Origin of the sequence: Variovorax sp. RA8 (assembly GCF_901827175.1) — a bacterium.
Lineage (GTDB): Bacteria > Pseudomonadota > Gammaproteobacteria > Burkholderiales > Burkholderiaceae_C > Variovorax.
Map to the genome: position 1 here is coordinate 1 of NZ_LR594664.1, position 18373 is coordinate 18373.

15 protein-coding genes are annotated in these 18373 nt (G+C 64.3%); 9 read left to right on the forward strand and 6 right to left on the reverse strand.

Features of this window, described 5'->3' with window-relative positions; genetic code table 11:
* Positions 1–1320, forward strand: a 1320-nt coding sequence (locus tag E5P3_RS33045; RefSeq protein ID WP_332107417.1) for an AAA family ATPase, incomplete at its 5' end; no start/stop codon positions are given.
* An 11-nt stretch (positions 1321–1331) separates the two neighbouring features.
* Entirely contained in the window at positions 1332–2330 is a 999-nt protein-coding gene (locus E5P3_RS33050) for a ParB/RepB/Spo0J family partition protein (RefSeq protein WP_162590301.1), read from the forward strand.
* A gap of 202 nt (positions 2331–2532) precedes the next feature.
* On the opposite strand, the gene E5P3_RS33055 is transcribed toward E5P3_RS33050, so the two are convergent.
* The 4 genes from E5P3_RS33055 to E5P3_RS33070 all read right to left on the reverse strand — a co-directional run bounded on the left by E5P3_RS33055 (position 2533) and on the right by E5P3_RS33070 (position 7653).
* On the reverse strand, positions 2533–2766 hold the full coding sequence (locus tag E5P3_RS33055) for a hypothetical protein (RefSeq protein ID WP_162590302.1): 234 nt from the start codon (positions 2764–2766) through the stop codon (positions 2533–2535).
* A 1101-nt stretch (positions 2767–3867) separates the two neighbouring features.
* On the reverse strand, positions 3868–5304 hold the full coding sequence (locus E5P3_RS33060) for a hypothetical protein (protein ID WP_162590303.1): 1437 nt from the start codon (positions 5302–5304) through the stop codon (positions 3868–3870).
* A gap of 578 nt (positions 5305–5882) precedes the next feature.
* A complete protein-coding gene (locus E5P3_RS33065) occupies positions 5883–6443 on the reverse strand; it encodes a hypothetical protein (protein WP_162590304.1) in 561 nt (186 codons plus the stop codon).
* 88 nt (positions 6444–6531) lie between these two features.
* Complete coding sequence (locus tag E5P3_RS33070) at positions 6532–7653, reverse strand: hypothetical protein (protein ID WP_162590305.1); 1122 nt, start codon at positions 7651–7653, stop codon at positions 6532–6534.
* A gap of 619 nt (positions 7654–8272) precedes the next feature.
* Here E5P3_RS33070 and E5P3_RS33075 point away from each other — a divergent pair.
* The 5 genes from E5P3_RS33075 (at position 8273) to icmT (ending at position 13144) form a co-directional block, all read left to right on the forward strand.
* A complete protein-coding gene (locus E5P3_RS33075; RefSeq protein ID WP_162590306.1) occupies positions 8273–10156 on the forward strand; it encodes a hypothetical protein in 1884 nt (627 codons plus the stop codon).
* Between the two features lie 233 nt (positions 10157–10389).
* Positions 10390–10728 carry a DotD/TraH family lipoprotein gene (locus E5P3_RS33080; protein WP_162590307.1) on the forward strand — a complete coding sequence of 113 codons (339 nt, stop codon included), beginning with the start codon at positions 10390–10392 and terminating at the stop codon, positions 10726–10728.
* Between the two features lie 14 nt (positions 10729–10742).
* Positions 10743–11549 carry a type IV secretory system conjugative DNA transfer family protein gene (locus E5P3_RS33085; RefSeq protein ID WP_162590308.1) on the forward strand — a complete coding sequence of 269 codons (807 nt, stop codon included), beginning with the start codon at positions 10743–10745 and terminating at the stop codon, positions 11547–11549.
* A gap of 6 nt (positions 11550–11555) precedes the next feature.
* A complete protein-coding gene (locus tag E5P3_RS33090; protein WP_162590309.1) occupies positions 11556–12833 on the forward strand; it encodes an ATPase, T2SS/T4P/T4SS family in 1278 nt (425 codons plus the stop codon).
* Positions 12830–13144 (forward strand): IcmT/TraK family protein, encoded by a 315-nt coding sequence (gene icmT / locus E5P3_RS33095; protein ID WP_162590310.1) that lies wholly within the window; start codon positions 12830–12832, stop codon positions 13142–13144. Before E5P3_RS33090 ends, icmT begins: the two co-directional genes overlap by 4 nt.
* A 186-nt stretch (positions 13145–13330) precedes the next feature.
* Here the strand turns inward: icmT and E5P3_RS33100 are convergent, their stop codons facing one another.
* Both E5P3_RS33100 and E5P3_RS33105 read right to left on the reverse strand, forming a co-directional pair.
* Positions 13331–14080, reverse strand: a complete 750-nt coding sequence (locus tag E5P3_RS33100) for a hypothetical protein (RefSeq protein ID WP_162590311.1) — start codon at positions 14078–14080, stop codon at positions 13331–13333.
* Positions 14081–14188: 108 nt separating this feature from the next.
* On the reverse strand, positions 14189–15679 hold the full coding sequence (locus E5P3_RS33105) for a sensor histidine kinase (RefSeq protein ID WP_162590312.1): 1491 nt from the start codon (positions 15677–15679) through the stop codon (positions 14189–14191).
* Positions 15680–16089: 410 nt separating this feature from the next.
* On the opposite strand from E5P3_RS33105, the gene E5P3_RS33110 reads away from it, so the two are divergent.
* Together E5P3_RS33110 and E5P3_RS33115 are read left to right on the forward strand one after the other, a co-directional pair.
* Positions 16090–17457 (forward strand): YqaJ viral recombinase family protein, encoded by a 1368-nt coding sequence (locus tag E5P3_RS33110; RefSeq protein WP_162590313.1) that lies wholly within the window; start codon positions 16090–16092, stop codon positions 17455–17457.
* A 116-nt stretch (positions 17458–17573) separates the two neighbouring features.
* Entirely contained in the window at positions 17574–18338 is a 765-nt protein-coding gene (locus tag E5P3_RS33115) for a hypothetical protein (protein ID WP_162590314.1), read from the forward strand.
* Positions 18339–18373: the final 35 nt, after the last annotated feature.

Sequence of the window (18373 nt, forward strand, 5' to 3'; positions counted from 1 at the left end):
GTGGCAACTGAAGCGCAAACCGATGGGGGTGGCGACCTGGTCCCCACCCCTGCCCTCGCCCCACTGGCCCGGATCAGCATGGGGCAGATCGCCAGACTTTCCCAGCGTGCCGGAGACATGATGCACGAGCTGCGTGGGACCCTGCTGGCACCGGGCGCCGAGAAAAGCGCCCCCATGATTTCCTCCACCCGCCTGGCCGCACTTTGCGGGATAGATAAGGCGAAGCTGGCCTACAGGGTCACCCGCGGGGATCTGCCGGTGGGCCGCGTGACCGCAACTGGAGGACTGCGCGAATTCACCGTGCCTGAGTCGCGAGTCTGGACCCGTTCTTTTCGCGCCGATCGGATGCGTCCGGCTGGCCAGAAGGCGCTGACTCTTGCCAGCAGCAACTTCAAGGGGGGATCGAACAAGACGACGACCGCCACAGTCCTTGCCCAGGGCTTGGCGTTGCGCGGGCACAAGGTGCTGGCCGTCGATTGCGACCCGCAAGGCTCGATGAGCACGTTGTTCGGCTTGCTTCCTGGGGCGGACATCGACTCGGACATGACGATCCTCGAGCTGATCAGCAACAGAGGGGAAGAGCCCGCGAAGAGACAGCTCCAGTTTGATGACCTGCGCTACGCCGTACGCGACACCTACTGGGATGGGCTGGACCTGATCGCAGCGGCCCCCCTCCTCTTCGACGCCGAGTTCATGCTGCCGAGCTTGGTCACCGCTGACCGGACCGCCAAGTTCTGGAACGTTGTCAATGAGGGGCTAGAGCCGCTGCGTGATCTGTACGACGTGATCATCATCGACACGCCGCCGAGCCTGAGCTACGTCACCTTGAACGCCCTCTTCGCCGCGGACGGCCTGATCGTCCCGATCCCGCCATCCGCCCTGGACTACGCGAGCCTCTCCCAGTTTTGGGCTCTGTTCTCAGACCTAGGATCGGATCTCGAGAAGCGCGGGCCAGACCCGAAGTTCTACGACTTCATTCACGTGCTGCTCACCCAGGTCGAGCCCGACAACGTCGACGCCGTGACGGGCCCAGTCCGCCGGTGGGTTCAGTCGGTCTATGGCGAGTACCTCCTCCCCATCGAGATCCCGAAGACCTCCGCCACGAAGAGTTCGGCTGCCCAGTTCGGGACCATCTACGACGTGGGGCGCAACGACATGAATGCCCGCACCTACAAGCGAGCCCTCGACGCCTACGACCGATTCGTCGAGCTGATCGAGGCATCGATCGTCCAGACCTGGCGCAACAGATTGCTGGTCGGAGCGGCCAGAAAACAGCAGGTCGTGGGGGGTGGGGACCAGGTCGCCACCCCAGCGGTCTGAAGGAGTGAGCGATGGCAAGTTTTAACAAGAGAATCTTCGACACGACTCGGCTGGTCGAGGAGAAGATGGCAGAGAAATCGCTCCACTCACAGCCGGAAGTGCCAGCGCCATCTGGCCCGGCGAGGACGGCGCCGGGCCGCTTGATGCAGGCAAGCGGGCAGATCGTCGACCTTCAATCGGAACTCGCACAGCTGCGAGAGAAGCTCAGCAGGTGGGACGGCTCGATGGCCACCACCGCGTTGGACCCTTCCACCATCAGTCGGTCGCGCTTTGCGAACCGGCATCTGCGTTCGTTCGAGACCCCAGACTTTGAACGCCTGAAGCAGAGCATCCAGCATTCCGAGGGCAACGTTCAGCCGATCCTGGTCTTTCCGAAGGCAGAAGGCGGCTACGAGCTGGTGTTTGGCCATCGGCGCCATCAAGCCTGCCTTGAGCTGGGGATTCCCGTCCTCGCGGTAATCTGGGACAAGCCACTGAGCGCGCAGGCCCACTTCCTCGCGATGGAGCGGGAGAATCGCGACCGAACGGACCTCTCGGCGTACGAGTCCGGCATGTCCTATATCGCGGCGTTGGAAGAGGGCTTCTTCAGATCCGAGCGGCAGCTGGCGGAGGCGGTCGGAGTGAGTCGCCGGTGGATTGCCAAGTGCCTGCAGGTCGCACGTCTTCCGCCGGCGATCGTAGAGGCTTTCGACTCCCCCCTGGAAATCAAGCCGGCTCACGCAGAGTTGTTGCAGGCCGCGTTGGACGAGAACTCCAAGGCGGTACTCCGGCGTGCAGAGAAGCTGCGGCAGCGAACGGGCACGCTCCGGCCGAGCGCGGTGATAGCCGCGCTCCTTGGCGTGGGGGTGGAGGCCACGGGGCCGCGGAAACTAACCACGGCGGCCGGGGCTTTCGGATCATGGCGTCGTGACGCGGTCGGACGAACCATCTTCACGCTGGATCCAGGACTTGCCGATGAAAAGGTCGAGGCGATCATGGCGGCGATCGAAAAGGTTGTTGCCGAACAGTAGAGGTTGCTGGGCAACGAAAAGAGGGTGGCTTCGGCCACTTTTTTTTTTGGCCAGGAGGGTGCTTCGAGCGGTGGGGACCAGGTCGCCACTTAAAGGGCGCCACCTCTTGGTCCAGGGCCAATGGCTGGTTTCAGAGCGTTCCCCAGGGGTGGGGACCAGGTCGCCACCCGAAATCCGAGCCACCCGTTGCGCGGGTCCCTATCTACTTCTTACCCACCGAAGCCAGGATCTCGCCGAGCATCGACTTCACCACGCCCATATCCCGGTCGCGCCTGGCCTCTACCAGCGGGTCCGGCCCTGGGGCAGCTCGGCCGCCAACTGCGGCGATCGCTTCCTGCGCGCGGGCCACGGCGTCGTCGAGGCGCGTAATGAGGTTGTTCCTCAGGGCCGTGAACTGGACGAGTTCGCGCTTCAACTCGAGTAGATCCCTGTGCATGTCGGCCACCTTCTTCTCTAGCGCCTGGAAGGCCGGGTCGCTGGTCGCTGCAGATCCGCCCGATGGGGGGTGGGGACCAGGTCGCCACCCCTCACTTGAACTGGCGCGCTGGCCCGGGTCGGGGGCAGGGGAGGGCGCTCGCGCGGCAGGTGCGATCTGGGCGAGTCGTGACTGGAGGCCTTCGGCCACACGGGCAACCGCCAAGTCGAGGACAGCTTGGGAGCCGGTGTCCGTCAGGTGTGGCCATAACTCATAGACCCGGGCGATCGCCGCTCGGGTGTCCAGCCGCAGGCCCGGGCGTCCGGCGCGCTTTCCTCGCCGAAGCAAGTCCTCGCGGGTGAACGCGCGAGGCTCCGGGCTGGCCGCGGCTGATTGGTCGGTAGCAACGCACCTGTCGAACTCTCCGGCCGCGCTCCACTTCTTGAGTGACGACTCGGTTGGGGCCTGGTTCCCGTGCATCATTGTCAGCATGCGTGCGAGTTCTGCCAGGGAGCAGAAGGGCGGCCATCCTGCTCCGGATTCAAGCGCAAGCAGCGCGAGCGACGCTCCCCGAGGCGACGCGGTCTGAGGTGGCGTTGGAGGGGATGGTGTGCCGCTCACGGAAGTTCCGACTGGGTTTGGTTATTGGTAACTGAATTATGAACTGTTCGAGCCAATTCACACGGGCAGCCCGCAGTTTCCGTGAAACATTCTGCTCACGGCGAAATCAAATACGACGTAACTCCTTGTCGGGACTCAAGAAAATCTGGGCCCTAAGATTTCCGTGAAACATCGTCTGCTGCGGACCTTGAGCGCGAAGGGAGGAGGAGAGATGTCGGTTCGGAGGAGGGCATGCACAACTCTCGACTCACTCGCTTCCTGTCGGTTCTCAGCCGCCGACTCATCAACGGCCTGGCAATGACAGCGCCTGATAGCGGCGTCGGCCGGGATCGTTGCGGAAGCCGGGATTTCCGTTCGTGAGGGTTGGGCTCAGCAGGGGGTGCGATGGCGTGAAGGTGGTCGCGGCGTCCGCTTTTCCTCCCGGCCCAATGGCGCAAGGCGTGGGCGCCCGGCCTTTGTTGCCCTATTTGTTGCGCAGCGCAACAATGACCGCAACAATCATCACTCCCCGAGTAGCGGCCCGTGGCTGGTCGCATCCGGCGTGTCACCGGCCCCGCCCGAATCCGAGGGGCCTCGCGGCGCAGTGCGATCTGCCGCCTGGTCGCGCTGGTTCTGGGTATCGGCCAGGCCCGGGGCGAAGCGCCCAGCCCCTCGGTACGCCCTGTCCGGCCCCGCGTAGTTCGCCTTGATCGTCCGCTTCCGTTTCATGTAGTGGCCCATGACGGTGGCCGCCGCCTCGGCCCCGATAGTGGCCTGCATGTTGGCCGCAGCGGTCGACCTGGTGTCGTAGAGCGAATAAAGGCGCCCATCTTGGAAGGCGGAGAGGCAGGCGGTTCGCAGTGCGGTTCGGCAGCCGTCGTAGTAGCGCTTGAAAGTGGGGGAGCCGAACCGGTCCGGTGGGCCGGATAGGTAGTTCGCCAGGTTCGTCAGGTGGGCGTCGACGGCGCCGACCCAGCGCCCAGGCACTTCGATGTCGCGCCAGGCGAGTCCGGCGTTGTGCAGTTCCCAGGCGCGCAGTCGGCGGAGCGTGTCGATGGCCTCGGCATTGCCAGCATCGGTTCCAGCCTCGGCCTGGTCGAAAAAGGCCAGATTGCGCGCGAGCAGATCGGAGTGGCGTTTGGCGGCCGCGACGACAAGCGAAATGTTCTCCGGATCGGCGTCGGCCATGGAGGCCAGGTCGGCGTCAGCCCGGTTGAGGAGCCGCTCGGGAATGTGCTGCCACCGGAAGGGGGCCTGCTTTTTGAGCTTCGCATTGGGCAGCCGCAGGATCCGTCGATCGCGATTGAACCAGTAGGCGAACTCCCATTCGCCCGGGCGCGCGCCAGTCGCAATCCCGGCATTCAGCCAGGACGTGGTCTTGGTGGCCCAGGCCTGCTTGGTCACACGTGCGCCGAGGAGTGCGTTCAAGAGTGGACCGAGATCCTCCTCCGGAATTGTGCGAGCCGAAACGCGGCTGTTCCTGACGATCTCCTGTTTGGCGCCTTCGCGGGGATTGAAGGCCGCGATGAGTTCCAGGCCTTTCTCTCGCGCCGGCTGCGAGAACTCAATGTCCGGCTGCCGTAGCGCCCAGGCGATGGCGGCCCGGTAGGTCCGTTTGCTGTCGACCTTGAGGGTCGGGTCGGAGCGGAGCTGCTCGATGAGATCGGCGATCGCAACGGAATCGGGTGAGAGGTCGAGCAGAGACGCGGTGCGGGAAATCAGCGTATCGAAGGTCCGCCGGTAGCTCGCGGCGGTTTTCGCGCTGACCGGCTGCACCGCGCTCGCGTACCAATTGCTGAGGCGTTGTGCGGGAGCGGAATCGTCCGGCGCCGAGTTCATTGAATAGCCGGATCCCGACGGATGGGTGTTCGCGAAAGGGTCGTGAGCGGTCGGGTCTTCGGGTTCTCTGCGAACGCTGTTCGGGCCGGAGTCGGGATTCAGGTCAGGGTTGAAGCTCATCTTGGGTCTCGGTCCCGGCGCCAGGCGGGTGGAGCTGGGCTTGCCGGGTCGCGGTTCTGGTTGGGTTCTGGGTCTGGGGTGGATCAAGGCTTTTGGGGCTTGAGGACCTCTTCAGGGCGAGTTCCTGGGGCTGCTTCGCTCGCTGCGGGCCAAGGCTCCAAAAGGGGTGTTCTCCCCGGATTTCCCCCAAATGGCTGATAAGAGTGAGAGTTCTTGTTAACAAGTCGGACGAGCAACCGCTAGTAAAGGCCTTACTAGCAGTTGCGTGCCTTCGGAAATGGCCGCCGCTTCCACATGCGCCTCACTGCTAATAAGAGCCTTACTAGCAGTCGCATGGCGTAAGGCGTTGCGAGGGCGGCTGGGAGCAGGGAAACCCGCCGCGCAGGCCGTGGCGCCGCTAACTGCTAGTAAGGACCTTATTAGCAGTTCCCGGCATGCCTCAAAGACCGCAAAACATGCCAGATAACTGGTAATAAAGGCCTTATTAGCAGTTGAGCGCCAAAAAAATGGGCGAATTTGCCAGGCGACTGCTAGTAAGGGCCTTAATAGCAGTCGCTCGCGGGGTGCAATCCCAGCGGTCACCGGAACGACTCACCGTCGAGCATCCGCACCGCCCGCGCGCCGCCAACTCGCGGAGGAGGGCGATCGTCGTCCGCAGGCGGGCTGTACGCGGCCACCGGAGCGGCGACCGTGACCGGCTGCGGCACTGGGGCGGGGGCGGGAGCGACCGCCGGCGGCGCGGTCTCGACCGGAGACGAAGTCGCGCTCGCTGCGACCGTGGCCTGGGCGGTGTTGACCGGCGCCGGAGTAGCCGGAGCGGCACCAACAATTTCAGCCGCGGTCGTCGATTCAGGGGTCAGTTGCGTCGCCGCAGGCAGCCCGGAAGCGCGCACCATCATCCCTGCCGAGGCACTCACCTCGTCGGCCAGTCCGCGGGAAATCCGGGTTGCGAGACCGTTCTGGTTTCGCATCCGCTCCTCCATCACCATCAAGCCCATCTCCATGAGCTGGCGCACGAAGAGGTTTCGCTTGCGCATGCCAGGCGCTGACTCAAGGGCGGCGATTGCGCGAAAAAGCATGGGGCTTTCGTCGCGGTGGACCCGCACGCGGAAGTCCAGGATGTCATCGCTCTGGCTCATCGGCCGGCACCTTCCCGGCCGTACTTGGCCGGGCTCACAGCGTGGGTGACCCCCACGCGAATCTCAATTCGGCGAGTCATGGTCAACTTCAAAGCGCCTCGGCTTCGGCGCGAGCCTCGGCCTGGGCGATGCCCTCGCCGATCAGCTGCAGACCTTCGACGTTGCTGAAGACCGAGTGCTTGGGCACATAGATCGGCATGTCGGGCATGCGCTCGGCGATCTCTTCGCCGTAGTGCGATGGGTGTCCGCCGACCAACACGACCATGTCGATGATGTCCCATGCGCCCTTGATGCCGTTCATCATGATGCTCACTGGATCGCGCACAGCGCGGCGGGCGGCCGCCAGAATCTCGGGGTCCTTCATGTCGATCGCACGCCCGTCCAGCTTGAAGACGGCGCCCGTGCGAAGCGAGTTGTTCAGGCGATTCAGGTTCGTCGGGGCAATGGCGCGGCCAAGCTTGGCCTCCAGGTGTTCCTTCACCGAGGTCATGACCCGATGGCGCCCCGCATCGCCGGCGGCGCCTGAGACGTCGGTGTTCGGCTTGCCGCGGTTCACCAGCAGCCAGTCCAGCGTGTACTCGCCCGGATCGACCGTGACCACAGTCATCGTGTCGACCAGTTGGTCCCAGTCCGCCAGGGGCTTCAGGCCCGACTGCGGGAAGCGCGCGATCGTGGTGTTGATGCCGTCGATCTGCCGATCCAGGCTGTAGAAGCCGCCCATCGGCTGCGGGCGCACGATGACCTTGTCGATCAACACGCTGCGCTCGCCGTCCAGGCTGATCTTGCCGGTGTAGGCCTTCTTGAGGGCCGCGGGCTTGCCCGGATCGCGGAAATGGCTAACCGGCAGGCCCAGGACCAGCACGTCGATGCGGTCCTCTTCCATATAGGCGAGGGCGCCGCGCATTAGGGCGTGATAAGGCGCGCTCTCGTAGTACTTGTCGTCCAGATGACGCCCGAAGTCCGAGCTGGAGGCGGCCCGGCTCATGACGTCGGGCCCGACCACGAACGATTCGCCGTTGTACGACACGACCTTCACGTTCTCACTGCGGCGCTCCTCGAGCTCGTAGCGACGGCGATCGACGCCGAAAGCGACCGAGGGGAAGAGGTCGTACTCGATTGCTCCGGTGTCGGCATTGCGCCGCGTGAACTTCGTCAGGCCGTAGCCGAGGTCGATAGCTGCCACGATAGGCGCGCCAGATTCACTGCTCATAAAAGATCCTTGTTTCGTGGAAATACTTCACCGCGAATAAGAATGTCACACGATACAGCCATTAGTCAAGGCAGACGAAAGCCTGCCGGTAGAACACCGTACCAACCCTGCGCGAGCGCTAAACCAGTTCTAGACCATCTCAAGGCTGGTTCAGGGCGGCTCCAGGACTGGGCGAATGCTCTACCAGAGGAGGGCGACGGACGAAGAGATCGTGCGAGTCCTATGGCCGGCAGATCAGACTTCGACCAGGTCTGGCATAGAGATCGACCAAGTGCAGCGACGGGAGGAGGCGCACGAGCAGGGCCCAGCGGTGGTGGTAGAGGGCTAGGCCAGACTTCTACCAACAGGACGCCGGCGACCGAAGGCGCCCGACGCCCGCTGGTTGAGCCCTATGCCAGACTTCTACCAGCGGCCGGCGCCAGTTCCGAAGGCGCTGGTAGAGAACTGCGACAGCCGTCGACCAGCGGCGCTGTGCGAGAAATAGGCGAGCGCTCGACCAGCCCTCCTCAAAGGCGCCCCGCATGGCTGTGCACAATGCCATGAGGAAACTTCCGCCGATGTTGCGAAGCCGCAACCTATACTGCTTCGAACTTTCTCCCGCAACAAACTGCTTCTACGAATGATCAATTCCAAAGGCGACCGCTACTGCTATCTGAACGCTCGTCATACGCTCGAGACCGCCGCAGTGTCGGGTGGGGCGGGCTTCTTCTCGAAACTGCACCAGCTCCTGATCAACGGCAACCAGGGCAAGGCGCCGCCTAAGCAATGGGCGTCCATGATCCGGGCTTTGCAGACCAAGGGCGTCAAGCGCTCCGAGCTGGAGGACAGCAAGATCCTGGAGAGCCTGGAGACGTCCATCGAGAAGTCCCTCACCAAGGAGCAGGTCGCCGGCCTGGTGTTGTCTGGGCTGCCCACGGTGAAGGAGCTGGAGCTCAAGAGCCCCCGGTACGCCGCATGGCGGCACCCGGGCGGCGACTACAAAGAGCTGCTCTACGTGCTGAACTCCCAACGCGACAACGTCCAGGACGAACTGAGCGAGCTGGAATACCGCCTCGAAGCGATGCAGTACGACGCCGCGGACCTGGCCTTCAGCCTGGAGTCGCTCATGGACGATCCGGAACTGCCGGGCCGGATGCAAGCCCAGATGAAGGCGCTGCGGGATCTGCTCCCGAAAGCCTGGGACTACGAGACCCCGCACTTCAGAGACGCCCTCGACGGTACCGTCGACAAGAACATCATGGCGCACGCGCGTATTACCGAGCGCGGCAGCCTCTTTTTCGTCGAGGAGATCCAGAGCGACTGGGCGCAAGCCGGCGGCAAGGCCAGCCGAAGGGCCGCGCGGGAGGCCGTTATCAGCCTGCTGATGACCCGCCTGGGGGACGGCGCTAGCTACGGCGACCGGCAGTTCCTTGAGTCTGCGATCCGGTCCAAGGCGACGGTCGAGCTGCGCGGCGTGAAGTACGACCCCAAAGACCCGGAGATGATCGCCGCTGCCGAGGAAGGCCGAAAGGCCGGCTGGTCCGGGAGCACCCCCGCTGCACCGTTCGTCACCAACACCGAGGAATGGTCGGGGCTGATCCTTCGCCGCCTCATACAGCGTGCCGCGGCGATCCCCGCGGTCAACCAGTTCGCCTGGATCACCCAGTCGATGCGCAACGGCGGCCGCGCCGGCGGCAGCGCGAGTCTGGACGACTTCTACAAGAACATCCTTCCCAAGCTGGCCGACAAGCTGCTCAAGCCCATGGGCGCCAAGGTCACGATGGGGCAGGTGACCCTGAACGGCACCACGTACGACGTGCCGCAGTTCCCGATGACCCCCGAGATGAAGGAAGTCCTGCGAGGACCTATGCCGCTCTACAGTATGTCCCCCGTCTGGAAAGGCGCGCGCAACGGCCAGGCCGAGGTGAATCGCGTCCTTGCGGAGTGCGAGCTCATGATGGGCACGGCCCGGCACGTCAAGCTGATGGACCAGCTCTACGACATCGCCACACACCGCCAGGTCGCCGGCAAGTACATCAACAACGGCATCCTGCTCAACCTGCACGCCCAGAACCTGGACCGAGCCGCCCGGCACGAGGCCTGGCACTTCGCGACCGAGCACATGCTGACCGTCGAGGAGCGCGTGGCCATGCAGCGCGAGTTCGCCTCGCACAAGCCGCTCGCACGCCGCACGCAGCAGACCTTGATCCAGCTGGGCGAGCTCGACGCGGCGCGCCAGTGCTCGCATCCCGAAGAGTGCGCCGCGCACGCGTTCGCGCTCTGGAGCAGCGGCGAGATGGAGATCACCGAACCGGCGCCCAAGGGGCTGTTTCAGGAGGTCTGGTCAGTGCTCAAGGACTGCGGCCGCTGGCTGGCCGAGCGCGTCTCGGGCGAGAAGGCTGTCACGACCGAGTCCATCTTCGAGGCACTTCGCACTGGCGAGTTGGCCAAGATGCGGGAGTCTCGGGCGCGCGGCCCGCAGGAAGTCGACATCGAGCAAAGAGCGCCGCGAATGGCGGCCTAGCGTCTCGAAAGATCAACAGCGGCACATCGGAATTGCATGCGAAAAGCGCGCGTTACCTTGCCCTGTATTACGCCGTGAGATAGTATCGGCACGAACTAAAGGCATCGGCCATTCAACTTCGTACCGATATGACACACTTTCCCCGGACCCTCGGCGCTGGTGCAGTCGCCGCAGCGCTCCTTGCACTTGTCGGCTGTGCCGCGCCGCCGGCGCCTCCTCCTTCGAGCGATCCGGTGGCTGTGCAGCTCGACCGGCTCTTCCAGAAATCCGCAGAACAGGCGGCCTTCACGGGCAGTGCTGACGCCAAGGCACCCGCGCCTCGCATGGCGGACGGCAAGCTCTGGGTGACCTGGCGCGGTGACGCGAACGATCTGCTGAAGAACCTCGAACCCGTGACCGGCCAGAAGCTGTCCGTCACGGGCCCGACTCCGCGTCTTCCGCTCTACGTCCAGGTGCATGCCCTCGGCGTGCCCGTCGACGAGGTGATGCGTGACATCGGCTACCAGCTCGGCCAGCGCGCTGACCTGGTGCTGCTGCCCTCGGGCGTCGAGATTCGCTACCGCGCCTTCTGATTGCCCAGCGCCCCATGAACAGGACCCCCTTCTTCAAGGCCTCGCGGCTGGCCTTCGTCGTGATGGCGCTCGCCGGCGGGCAGGCGGCCGCGGCACAAACCCAGACGCTCTCGATCGAATCTCTCATGAACGCGCAGGGCGCGACCGAGTCGGAGAGCCGCCTGAGCATGGTGCGCGAGACGGCGCTGCGCGAAACCGCATTCGGCCTGGGCACGCGCCTGGGCTTGCTGCAGCGCTCGCGTGAGATCGCGGCAGAGGTTGCCAAGCGCGCCCACGAGCTCGACAAGCGCTTCGACTTCGGCGGCCTGATGATGGGGCCGGGCGTTCTGCCTCCCGTCATCTTGGAAAGCCGCGACGCGATCTCGCTGGAGGCGACCACCATGCGTGTCTCCGGTGCCATCTACAAGATCGAGGAGCCCGCGCGCTTCGTGGCCATCGCTCCGACGTGGCGCGACTGGCTGCTGCTGGGCTTGCCGACCGAGGACTCGGCCGACATGTCATCGGTCAAAAGCCTGCTGCCGCGCGACGGTACCGAGCAGGCGTTCTGGAAGAAGGAAGTGGCCCAGGCGGTGGCCACCGGGCGTGCGCAGGCGCAGCAGATCTTCGACCTGAACGTGGCCAACCTGGAGAAGACCTACTTCGGCATGCGCCTCTTCTACGATCTGTGGAAGCGGGGCATGGTCACCATCCCGGTCGTCGCCAGCGCGCAGACCATGGTCGACCACGAGAGCCCGAACACGATCTCGGTGGGCAACACAATGTTCCGTATCACCCGCCAGGCTGGCTTCGAGGATTCGAGCCGCTGGAAGCCACTGGAATAGCGAGCCGTGCTCGACGCAGCAGAAAAGGCGGTCCCGCGCTTCCATTTGCCGATCGGCAACATCCGGCGTCAGGACCTCAACGAATTCCTGGCTAACGTCTACGACCTGGGCGTGTCCGACATCAAGTTCTCCTCGACTGACTTCGTCTGGGCTGAGGTGAACCGCATGTGGCATCCGGTGACGGATCGCCGCCTGGACGACTCCGAGGTGAACACGATCCTTTCGCTCCTCTTCAACGAGAGCGGCCAGACCGAAATCGGCGCGGCCAACGCGATCGACTCGCGCGTGGACGCAGTCGTCTCGCGGGATAAGGTTCTTTCATTCCGTCTGAACGCCACGGGCTGCTCGGTGGGGAACACACCCTCGGGCGTCAACATCACGCTGCGGGCCATGCCGCAGCAGATCCCGACGTGCGCGCAGCTCGGCCTGGAGCAGGAGTTGATGGACAACCTGTTCCCGCGCTACGGCATGGTGCTGATCGTCGGGACCACCGGCTCGGGCAAGTCGACGCTGCTGGCGGCCGCGCACCGGTATCGCCTCGAGGAGCGCCGGCACGATCCGGTGCACATCCTCACCTATGAGCAGCCGGTCGAGTACCTCCTCAAGGGCTACGCCCAGGGCTTCATGCCAGAGCCGACGCAGACCGAAGTGGGCATGGGAGCGCAGCTGCGCTCGATGGACATGGTCGGCCCGAACGCGATGCGCCGGAAGGGGCAGGTGATCCAGATGGGCGAAATCCGTGACATGGACAGCGCTCGCGCCGGCTTCGAGTTGGGCGCTACGGGACACGCTGCGTACGCGACGATGCACACTGAGACGCCAGATCGCGCGCTCTCCCGGACGCTGCAGCTTTTCCCTCCGGTGGAGCATGCCCGCGTGGCGAACGAATTCATCGAGCAGACCCGCCTGGTGATCGCGCAGAAGCTCGCGCGCCGGCTCGACGGGAAGGTGATCGCCTTCCGTTCCTGGTGCGTCTTCGACCGAGAGGTGAAGCGCAGCGTGGAAGACCTGCCATCCCATCAATGGGGCCTGGCCGTGCGCAAGCTTGTGTCGGAGCGGGGCAACGACTTCGAGTCCAAGGCCTTCGCGGCGCTCGCCGAGGGCCTGATCAGCTACGAGAGCTTCGTCGAGGTGTCGTCCATGACGCGGGCCGAGGCGAGCGACTACTGCGCGCACCGTGGCTTCAACCCGAACGCGGGCCCGGTGGTCACCTCGCTGCCGGCTGCAACGCAGGTGGCCGCGACCGAAGCCGCCCCTGAAGCAGAAGTGGAGGAGCCCGCGTGAGCAGCAGCTACTGGCCGCGCACTGGCAAGTCCTATCGCATCCCCGGCACGCCTCTGCCTCCTCAGGCCGGCGCGCCGATGGTGCTGGCGCTCTTCCATTTCTCGTGGTGGACGCTCGCGATCGCCTTCGGCGTGTGTGCGGTCTTCGCCTACGCCTCGTACAAGAACCGGACGCTCGTCTGGGCATTGCGGCGTCTGCGCAGCAAGATGCGCTCGGGCGGCGTCGTCGCCAGGCCGCGCTTCTACCGGCAGCGCTTCACATTCGACCAGCAGTTGAGCGACATCGATTTCCGCGAGCGAGGCAAGAAGTAGCCCGCCGCAAACCCTGCAAGTGTCTCCCCTCGACGCGAACCGGCTCACGGCCGGAAGAGCGCTTTCGGCCTCCGGCTCAGAGCGAGTCGGGGGCCTTTTTCTAGGGCAGGGCGGGGCCGGGATTGTTGCGATCATTGTTGCTGGGCGCAACAATCGGCGCAACAAAGTGGTTTGGCTGCGCGCCGCTCAGTAGCCCGACGGAGGCAGTCCCCAGTTGCGCTCGGGGTCGTTGCGCCGGTTTCCCGCATAGCGGCTTTCTTTGTCGATCGTGTGCAGCTCGCCGTTGGAGCGCCACTGGAAGCTCACGCTGGAGTCGTGGTCCTTGCCGCTGTTGCTGCGCAGCGTGGTCACGTGCTTGGTGATCCGCAGGCCGCCAGCATCGAATTCGCAGGGCCCGCCTTCGGGCCTGGCGCGAAACGACAGGTCGTTCAGAAGCGTGTAGGTGAACTCGCTCTCCGGGATCGCGTTTGGATTGGCGAGTTTGGCGGCGTAGGCCTCGGCCCGCGCGCGAGCCTCCGCGCGATTCTGCTCACTCCGGCGCACCAACTCGTCGTGGCTGTGGCTGTACGCGATCGCCTCCTCCGGTGGTGTTCCCGGAGACTTGCGGCTCATCGGGATAAGGCCCTTGGCGTACAGCTCGAGCAACCATGCCGCGCCGTCTGGCGTCACGCAGGCGGTGTCGTTGCTGTTCGACGTGCAGATCTCGTTGTACTGCTCGAACGTGACAGTGATGCCCTGGTACTCGAATGAGGATGTATGCGAATCGGGGCAGATCGCATTGAAGTGATCGTTGTCGATGTCCCTCTTGAAGACGAGCGGCTTCGCGCCTGGCAGCAGTCCCACGTACTTGGTCGTGGGCATGAGCAGGTCCGGATCAATCGGCTGGGGCTTGGACGAGGACGAGGTGGGGAAGGCGAGCAAAGGGGTCTTCTTCATAGTTCTACTGGATGGGGCGGTCCTGGCGGGCGACCTCGGGCGGCGCCATTGTTGCGTTCATTGTTGCGCGGCGAAACAACGAGACAATCCACGGCCGGATGAGCGTATTCAGCCCAAGGCCAAGTCGATCCGGCGCTTCTCCGGGTCGGGATCGACATCCCCGATCTCCATCGTGACGCGCGTGCCGCGGCCCTCGACAGAGGCGATGGTGATCTTCGTGTTGAGCGCCTCGGCCAGGCGGGCAACCAGCGACAGGCCGATTCCCATCCCCTCAGGTGCCAGGGCCGTCGAAGTGTCGACCCGATAGAACTCCGAGAAGACCTTGGGGAGCTTGTCCGCAGCGATTCCGACCCCCTGGTCCCAGACTTCCACGCGCAACTTGTCCTGGCGCACGCGCGCGGCGAGCAGGATCTTGGCGCCCGGCTTGCTGTACCTGACTGCGTTGGACAGGACGTTTGCGATCATCCGCCGCAGCCTTGTCGAGTCGGTCTGCAAGAGCGCGTCGTTCACGCGCACGCGCAGCTCGATCCCTGAGGCCTTGGCGACGGGCCCCACCACATGGGCCAGGCCGTCTATCACCTCGGCGATGCGCACCGGCTCGATGGTCAGCTTGACCTCCCCGGTGTCGAAGTGCGCAAGGTCGAATAGCGAGTTGAACAGGTTGTTGACCGCTGCCGTTGCTTGTGTGATCTTCGGGCCGACCTCGACGTGGCTATCCGGGTAGGACTCGAGGTACTCGGCATAGAGCGACAGCGCGATCACCGGCTGGCGCATGTCATGGGCGGCAGCCGCGAGGAACCGGTTCTTGGCCTTCACCGCGTCATCGGCGGCCCGCTTCTGCGCCGCCAGGTCGAAGACGCAGCCGTAGTGGTCGGCCTGGGTCTGATGGTTGTCGCCTGCGATCCGAAACGCCAGCAGCAGCTGTCCGAGCGCGACTGGAACGACCCATAGAAGTGCGCCCTGTGATCCGCCGCCCCAGACCATCCAGGTAATGCACAGCAGCGACGAAGCAACCATTCCACCGACGTAGCGCCGGAACAGGCACGGGATCAAAGACAGCCGTGCCATGGGGGCGTACAGCATTGCCGCAAGCAGAGACCATGAGGCGAACTGCTGCAGAGAACTCATTCGCCCGAAAAAGAGCAGGGTGGAGCAACCCCACACGAAGGCCAGGATGAGATAGATCGGAGCGATCCGCCTGATGTAGTCGAACTGCTCGATCGCCGGGGCCTTGCGCAACGTGCAGGCGTACTTGTTCTCGGCCAGATAGCGAATAAGGTTTCCAGCAAGGGCCACCACCAGCCAGGCCATGGCCTGCCAAGCTGGGACATCGGAGCCGATGGCGATGCCAGCCATCGCCATGCAGATGATCGCGCCGAGCGTGATGCGACCCCTGGACTCGTCGATGTAGCGATTCATCAGACTTTGCCGAATGAATTCCTGCCGCGCAGCTGACTCGGCCGCCGGGTCGACGGTGACGGTCCGCTGCCTTGGCGCTTGGACGGTTGCGATCGCGGGACGCTCTGTTTTGTTGGCGGCGCCTGGAGCCTCTGAAATCAGGCGGCGGGGGATCGTGCGCGGGACGGCGAGTGGCGTCAAGGCGCTGACGAGGGGAACGGGCACGGGGAAGGGCGAATAAGAGAGCGCCCGATGGTAGGTGGAAACGGGAAAGTGCGCAGGGTTTACCCGCAGAGCCAGAGCATCGAATCGTGACTTTCATCCCGTGGAGCGCGCCGCATCTAGTAAACGGCGCGGTCCAAATGGGGCGCCGTAAGCCTCGTCCGAGCAAGTACCTCCCGCAGCGTCTCGGACCCCTCCGGAGCCGGGCAACGCAGAAATGTTTACTTAGTTTGTACTCCGACCCGTTGCGCCGCTGCATCAAAAACAAAACACAAAACAAAAAAAGAAAAAAGCCCGCGCCAAGCTATGCTTACAAACATCAAAACCGACCAAAGCGCTGAATGCGAAGTGGTCGCCAGAATGCGAGCCGACTGAGGAAGCAAACCGAGATGGAAGAACTGGACCGCCAGCTGACCGCTGACGAAAAGGCCGAGATCACCAAGAAGGTGTGGTCGCTCGTGGATGCGCTGCCGCAGCGCGATCTGATCGAACTCTCCGACGCCCGTCAGTGGATCGGCCGCGTGGTAGACCTCCACGGCGAACAGGCCATCTGGCACGCCATCCGCCTGAACGGCTTCGGCGGCTCTGAAATTGGCGTGCTGGTGCGCAACCAGCACGGCGTGCGTGCCGACCACATGGCTAGCGCCCATGACATCGTGCTGGGCAAGCTGATGCGCAAGGTCCCCGACGAGACCAACGAGCACATGACTCGTGGCCACGAGAACGAGGAACCCCACTCGCGCAAGTTCTACAAGAAGTATGGCGCCCACCGCGACCTGCAAGCATTCGAGATCCTGAAAAGCGCTCAAGGCTCGCTGCCGTGGATGCGCTACAGCCCCGACGAAGTGGCGATGCTGCCCTCGAAGGTTCTGGCAGTGACCCGCCCGATGGCCGCCGAGCGACCGATGTCGCGCTGGCTCATCGACTACAAGGCGCCGAGCAAGATCGAAGAGAGCGACGAGATCCACTTCCAGTACGGCTGCCAGCTCGCACAGGGCGCAATCCTCTGCGAGGAGAACGGCGTCGAGATCCATGGCCTGATGCTGAGCCAGTTCGACTGGGCCGGCTGGCGCCTGAAGGACGACGTTGTCGAGGTGAACGACGAGCTCAAGCACCTGGTGCGCGAGGCCGGCAACTGGGCCTGGAACTGCGTCATGACCAAGCAGGTGCCGCCGTACGTGCGCACTCCGGTCCTGGCGGATGCCGAGGGCTACGTTGCCAAGCACGTCGAGCTGGCCGAGCGCCTGGCGAACGTCTCTGCCCTGTCCAAGGCCGCCGATGCGCGCGCCTCCGAGCTGCGCGCCGAACTGCTCGCGGGCCTTGAAGGCCGCAAGCTGGACGGCTGCAAGATCGTGATGCCCGGCGCCGGCGCGCTCACCGCGAACCTGAAGATCGACACGGAGAAGCTCCAGGCTGACCTCAAGCCCGAGCAGCTGGCGATGGTCACCAAGAAGGACGGCTACGACTCGGCCGCCATGGCGCGCCACCTGAAGTCGCTCGGCGTGGACCTGAAGCAATTCAAGGCCGACAAGATCGACGCCGACAAGCTCGCCGAGCACGCCGACTCCTTCGGCATCGACATGGACGCGTACATGGCCGAGCAGCACGTCTTCAAGATCGACAAGCCCATCAAGGAAGAGATGGAGCGCTACATCGACACCCACTTCCCGCTCGTTGCGCCGGCCCAGGCTGACGCTGACGAGCAAGCCGCGGACCAATTCGCGGAAGAGCCGATGGCGGAGGCGCCGCGCGGATAAGGCGCGCTCCATCCCCAAACGTGTTCGCGTGGCCAAAGATGAGGCCGCACAAGCCTCGCGAACATCAAAAACGTGTGCGGTCTCATCTTTGTTCTCATTTTCTAGGAGCTGAACAAATGGCTATCGTCAAGGCAAACACCAACCGCCAATCCCTGATCTTCATCTCGCTGGTCGAGCGCACCAACAAGCACATGTCGGACGCCGAGATCGCGAAGAACCCGGAGGCGAAGGTGCCCGGCTTCCTCTACAAGAACGCCGAAGGCAAGCACGAGCTCGCCCGCCAGCTGTCCGGCAGCGTCGTGAGCGTGAAAGTCGGCACCGACAAGTACGAGCCGGTCGGCCAGCCCGCTGTCGAGTACCCGATCGCCACCGTGCGCCTGACCGACGGCGAGAGCGTGAAGATCCGCCTGGACCAGAACCTGGGCCGCACCGTGATCGGCCTGCTGGCTGCCAACGCCCTCTCGCATGGCGACGGCCCGGTCGACATCTACGTGAGCCACGTCCGCGCCGGTGACCGCATCGGCAACGGCGAGCCGTTCGACCGCGATCGCTCGTTCATCAGCGTGAAGCCCGAAGGCGCGCCGAACAACATGAAGTTCGCGCCGATCTACGCCGGTGAAGACGGCCAGATCATGGTGGACGCCGAAGGCAAGCCGGCAGGCCTGCCCAAGGCGAAGGTCGTGCGCTTCCAAGGCAAGGATCAACTCGACTGGGAAGAGATCAACAACATCGCCGTGTGGACCGCCGCCGGCCTGGAGAGCTTCTACAAGGACAAGGATTCGCACGCGCACACGTCCACCCAGGCTCCCGATGTCCACGACCAGCAAAACGACGGCATCGACCTGAACGAAGCCGCCGCTGCTGCTGCCCCCCGCGGCTGAAACGCCGGAAGGAAGCTGGCGGCATGAAGGGACCG

Excerpts from the sequence above, each read along its gene's own strand:
- E5P3_RS33100 (WP_162590311.1), bottom strand. The coding sequence starts at position 14,080 with ATGAAGAAGACCCCTTTGCTCGCCTTCCCCACCTCGTCCTCGTCCAAG.
- E5P3_RS33110 (WP_162590313.1), top strand. The coding sequence starts at position 16,090 with ATGGAAGAACTGGACCGCCAGCTGACCGCTGACGAAAAGGCCGAGATC.
- E5P3_RS33065 (WP_162590304.1), bottom strand. The coding sequence starts at position 6,443 with ATGAGCCAGAGCGATGACATCCTGGACTTCCGCGTGCGGGTCCACCGC.
- E5P3_RS33085 (WP_162590308.1), top strand. The coding sequence starts at position 10,743 with ATGAACAGGACCCCCTTCTTCAAGGCCTCGCGGCTGGCCTTCGTCGTG.
- E5P3_RS33060 (WP_162590303.1), bottom strand. The coding sequence starts at position 5,304 with ATGAGCTTCAACCCTGACCTGAATCCCGACTCCGGCCCGAACAGCGTT.
- E5P3_RS33070 (WP_162590305.1), bottom strand. The coding sequence starts at position 7,653 with ATGAGCAGTGAATCTGGCGCGCCTATCGTGGCAGCTATCGACCTCGGC.
- E5P3_RS33115 (WP_162590314.1), top strand. The coding sequence starts at position 17,574 with ATGGCTATCGTCAAGGCAAACACCAACCGCCAATCCCTGATCTTCATC.
- E5P3_RS33050 (WP_162590301.1), top strand. The coding sequence starts at position 1,332 with ATGGCAAGTTTTAACAAGAGAATCTTCGACACGACTCGGCTGGTCGAG.
- E5P3_RS33055 (WP_162590302.1), bottom strand. The coding sequence starts at position 2,766 with ATGCACAGGGATCTACTCGAGTTGAAGCGCGAACTCGTCCAGTTCACG.
- E5P3_RS33075 (WP_162590306.1), top strand. The coding sequence starts at position 8,273 with ATGATCAATTCCAAAGGCGACCGCTACTGCTATCTGAACGCTCGTCAT.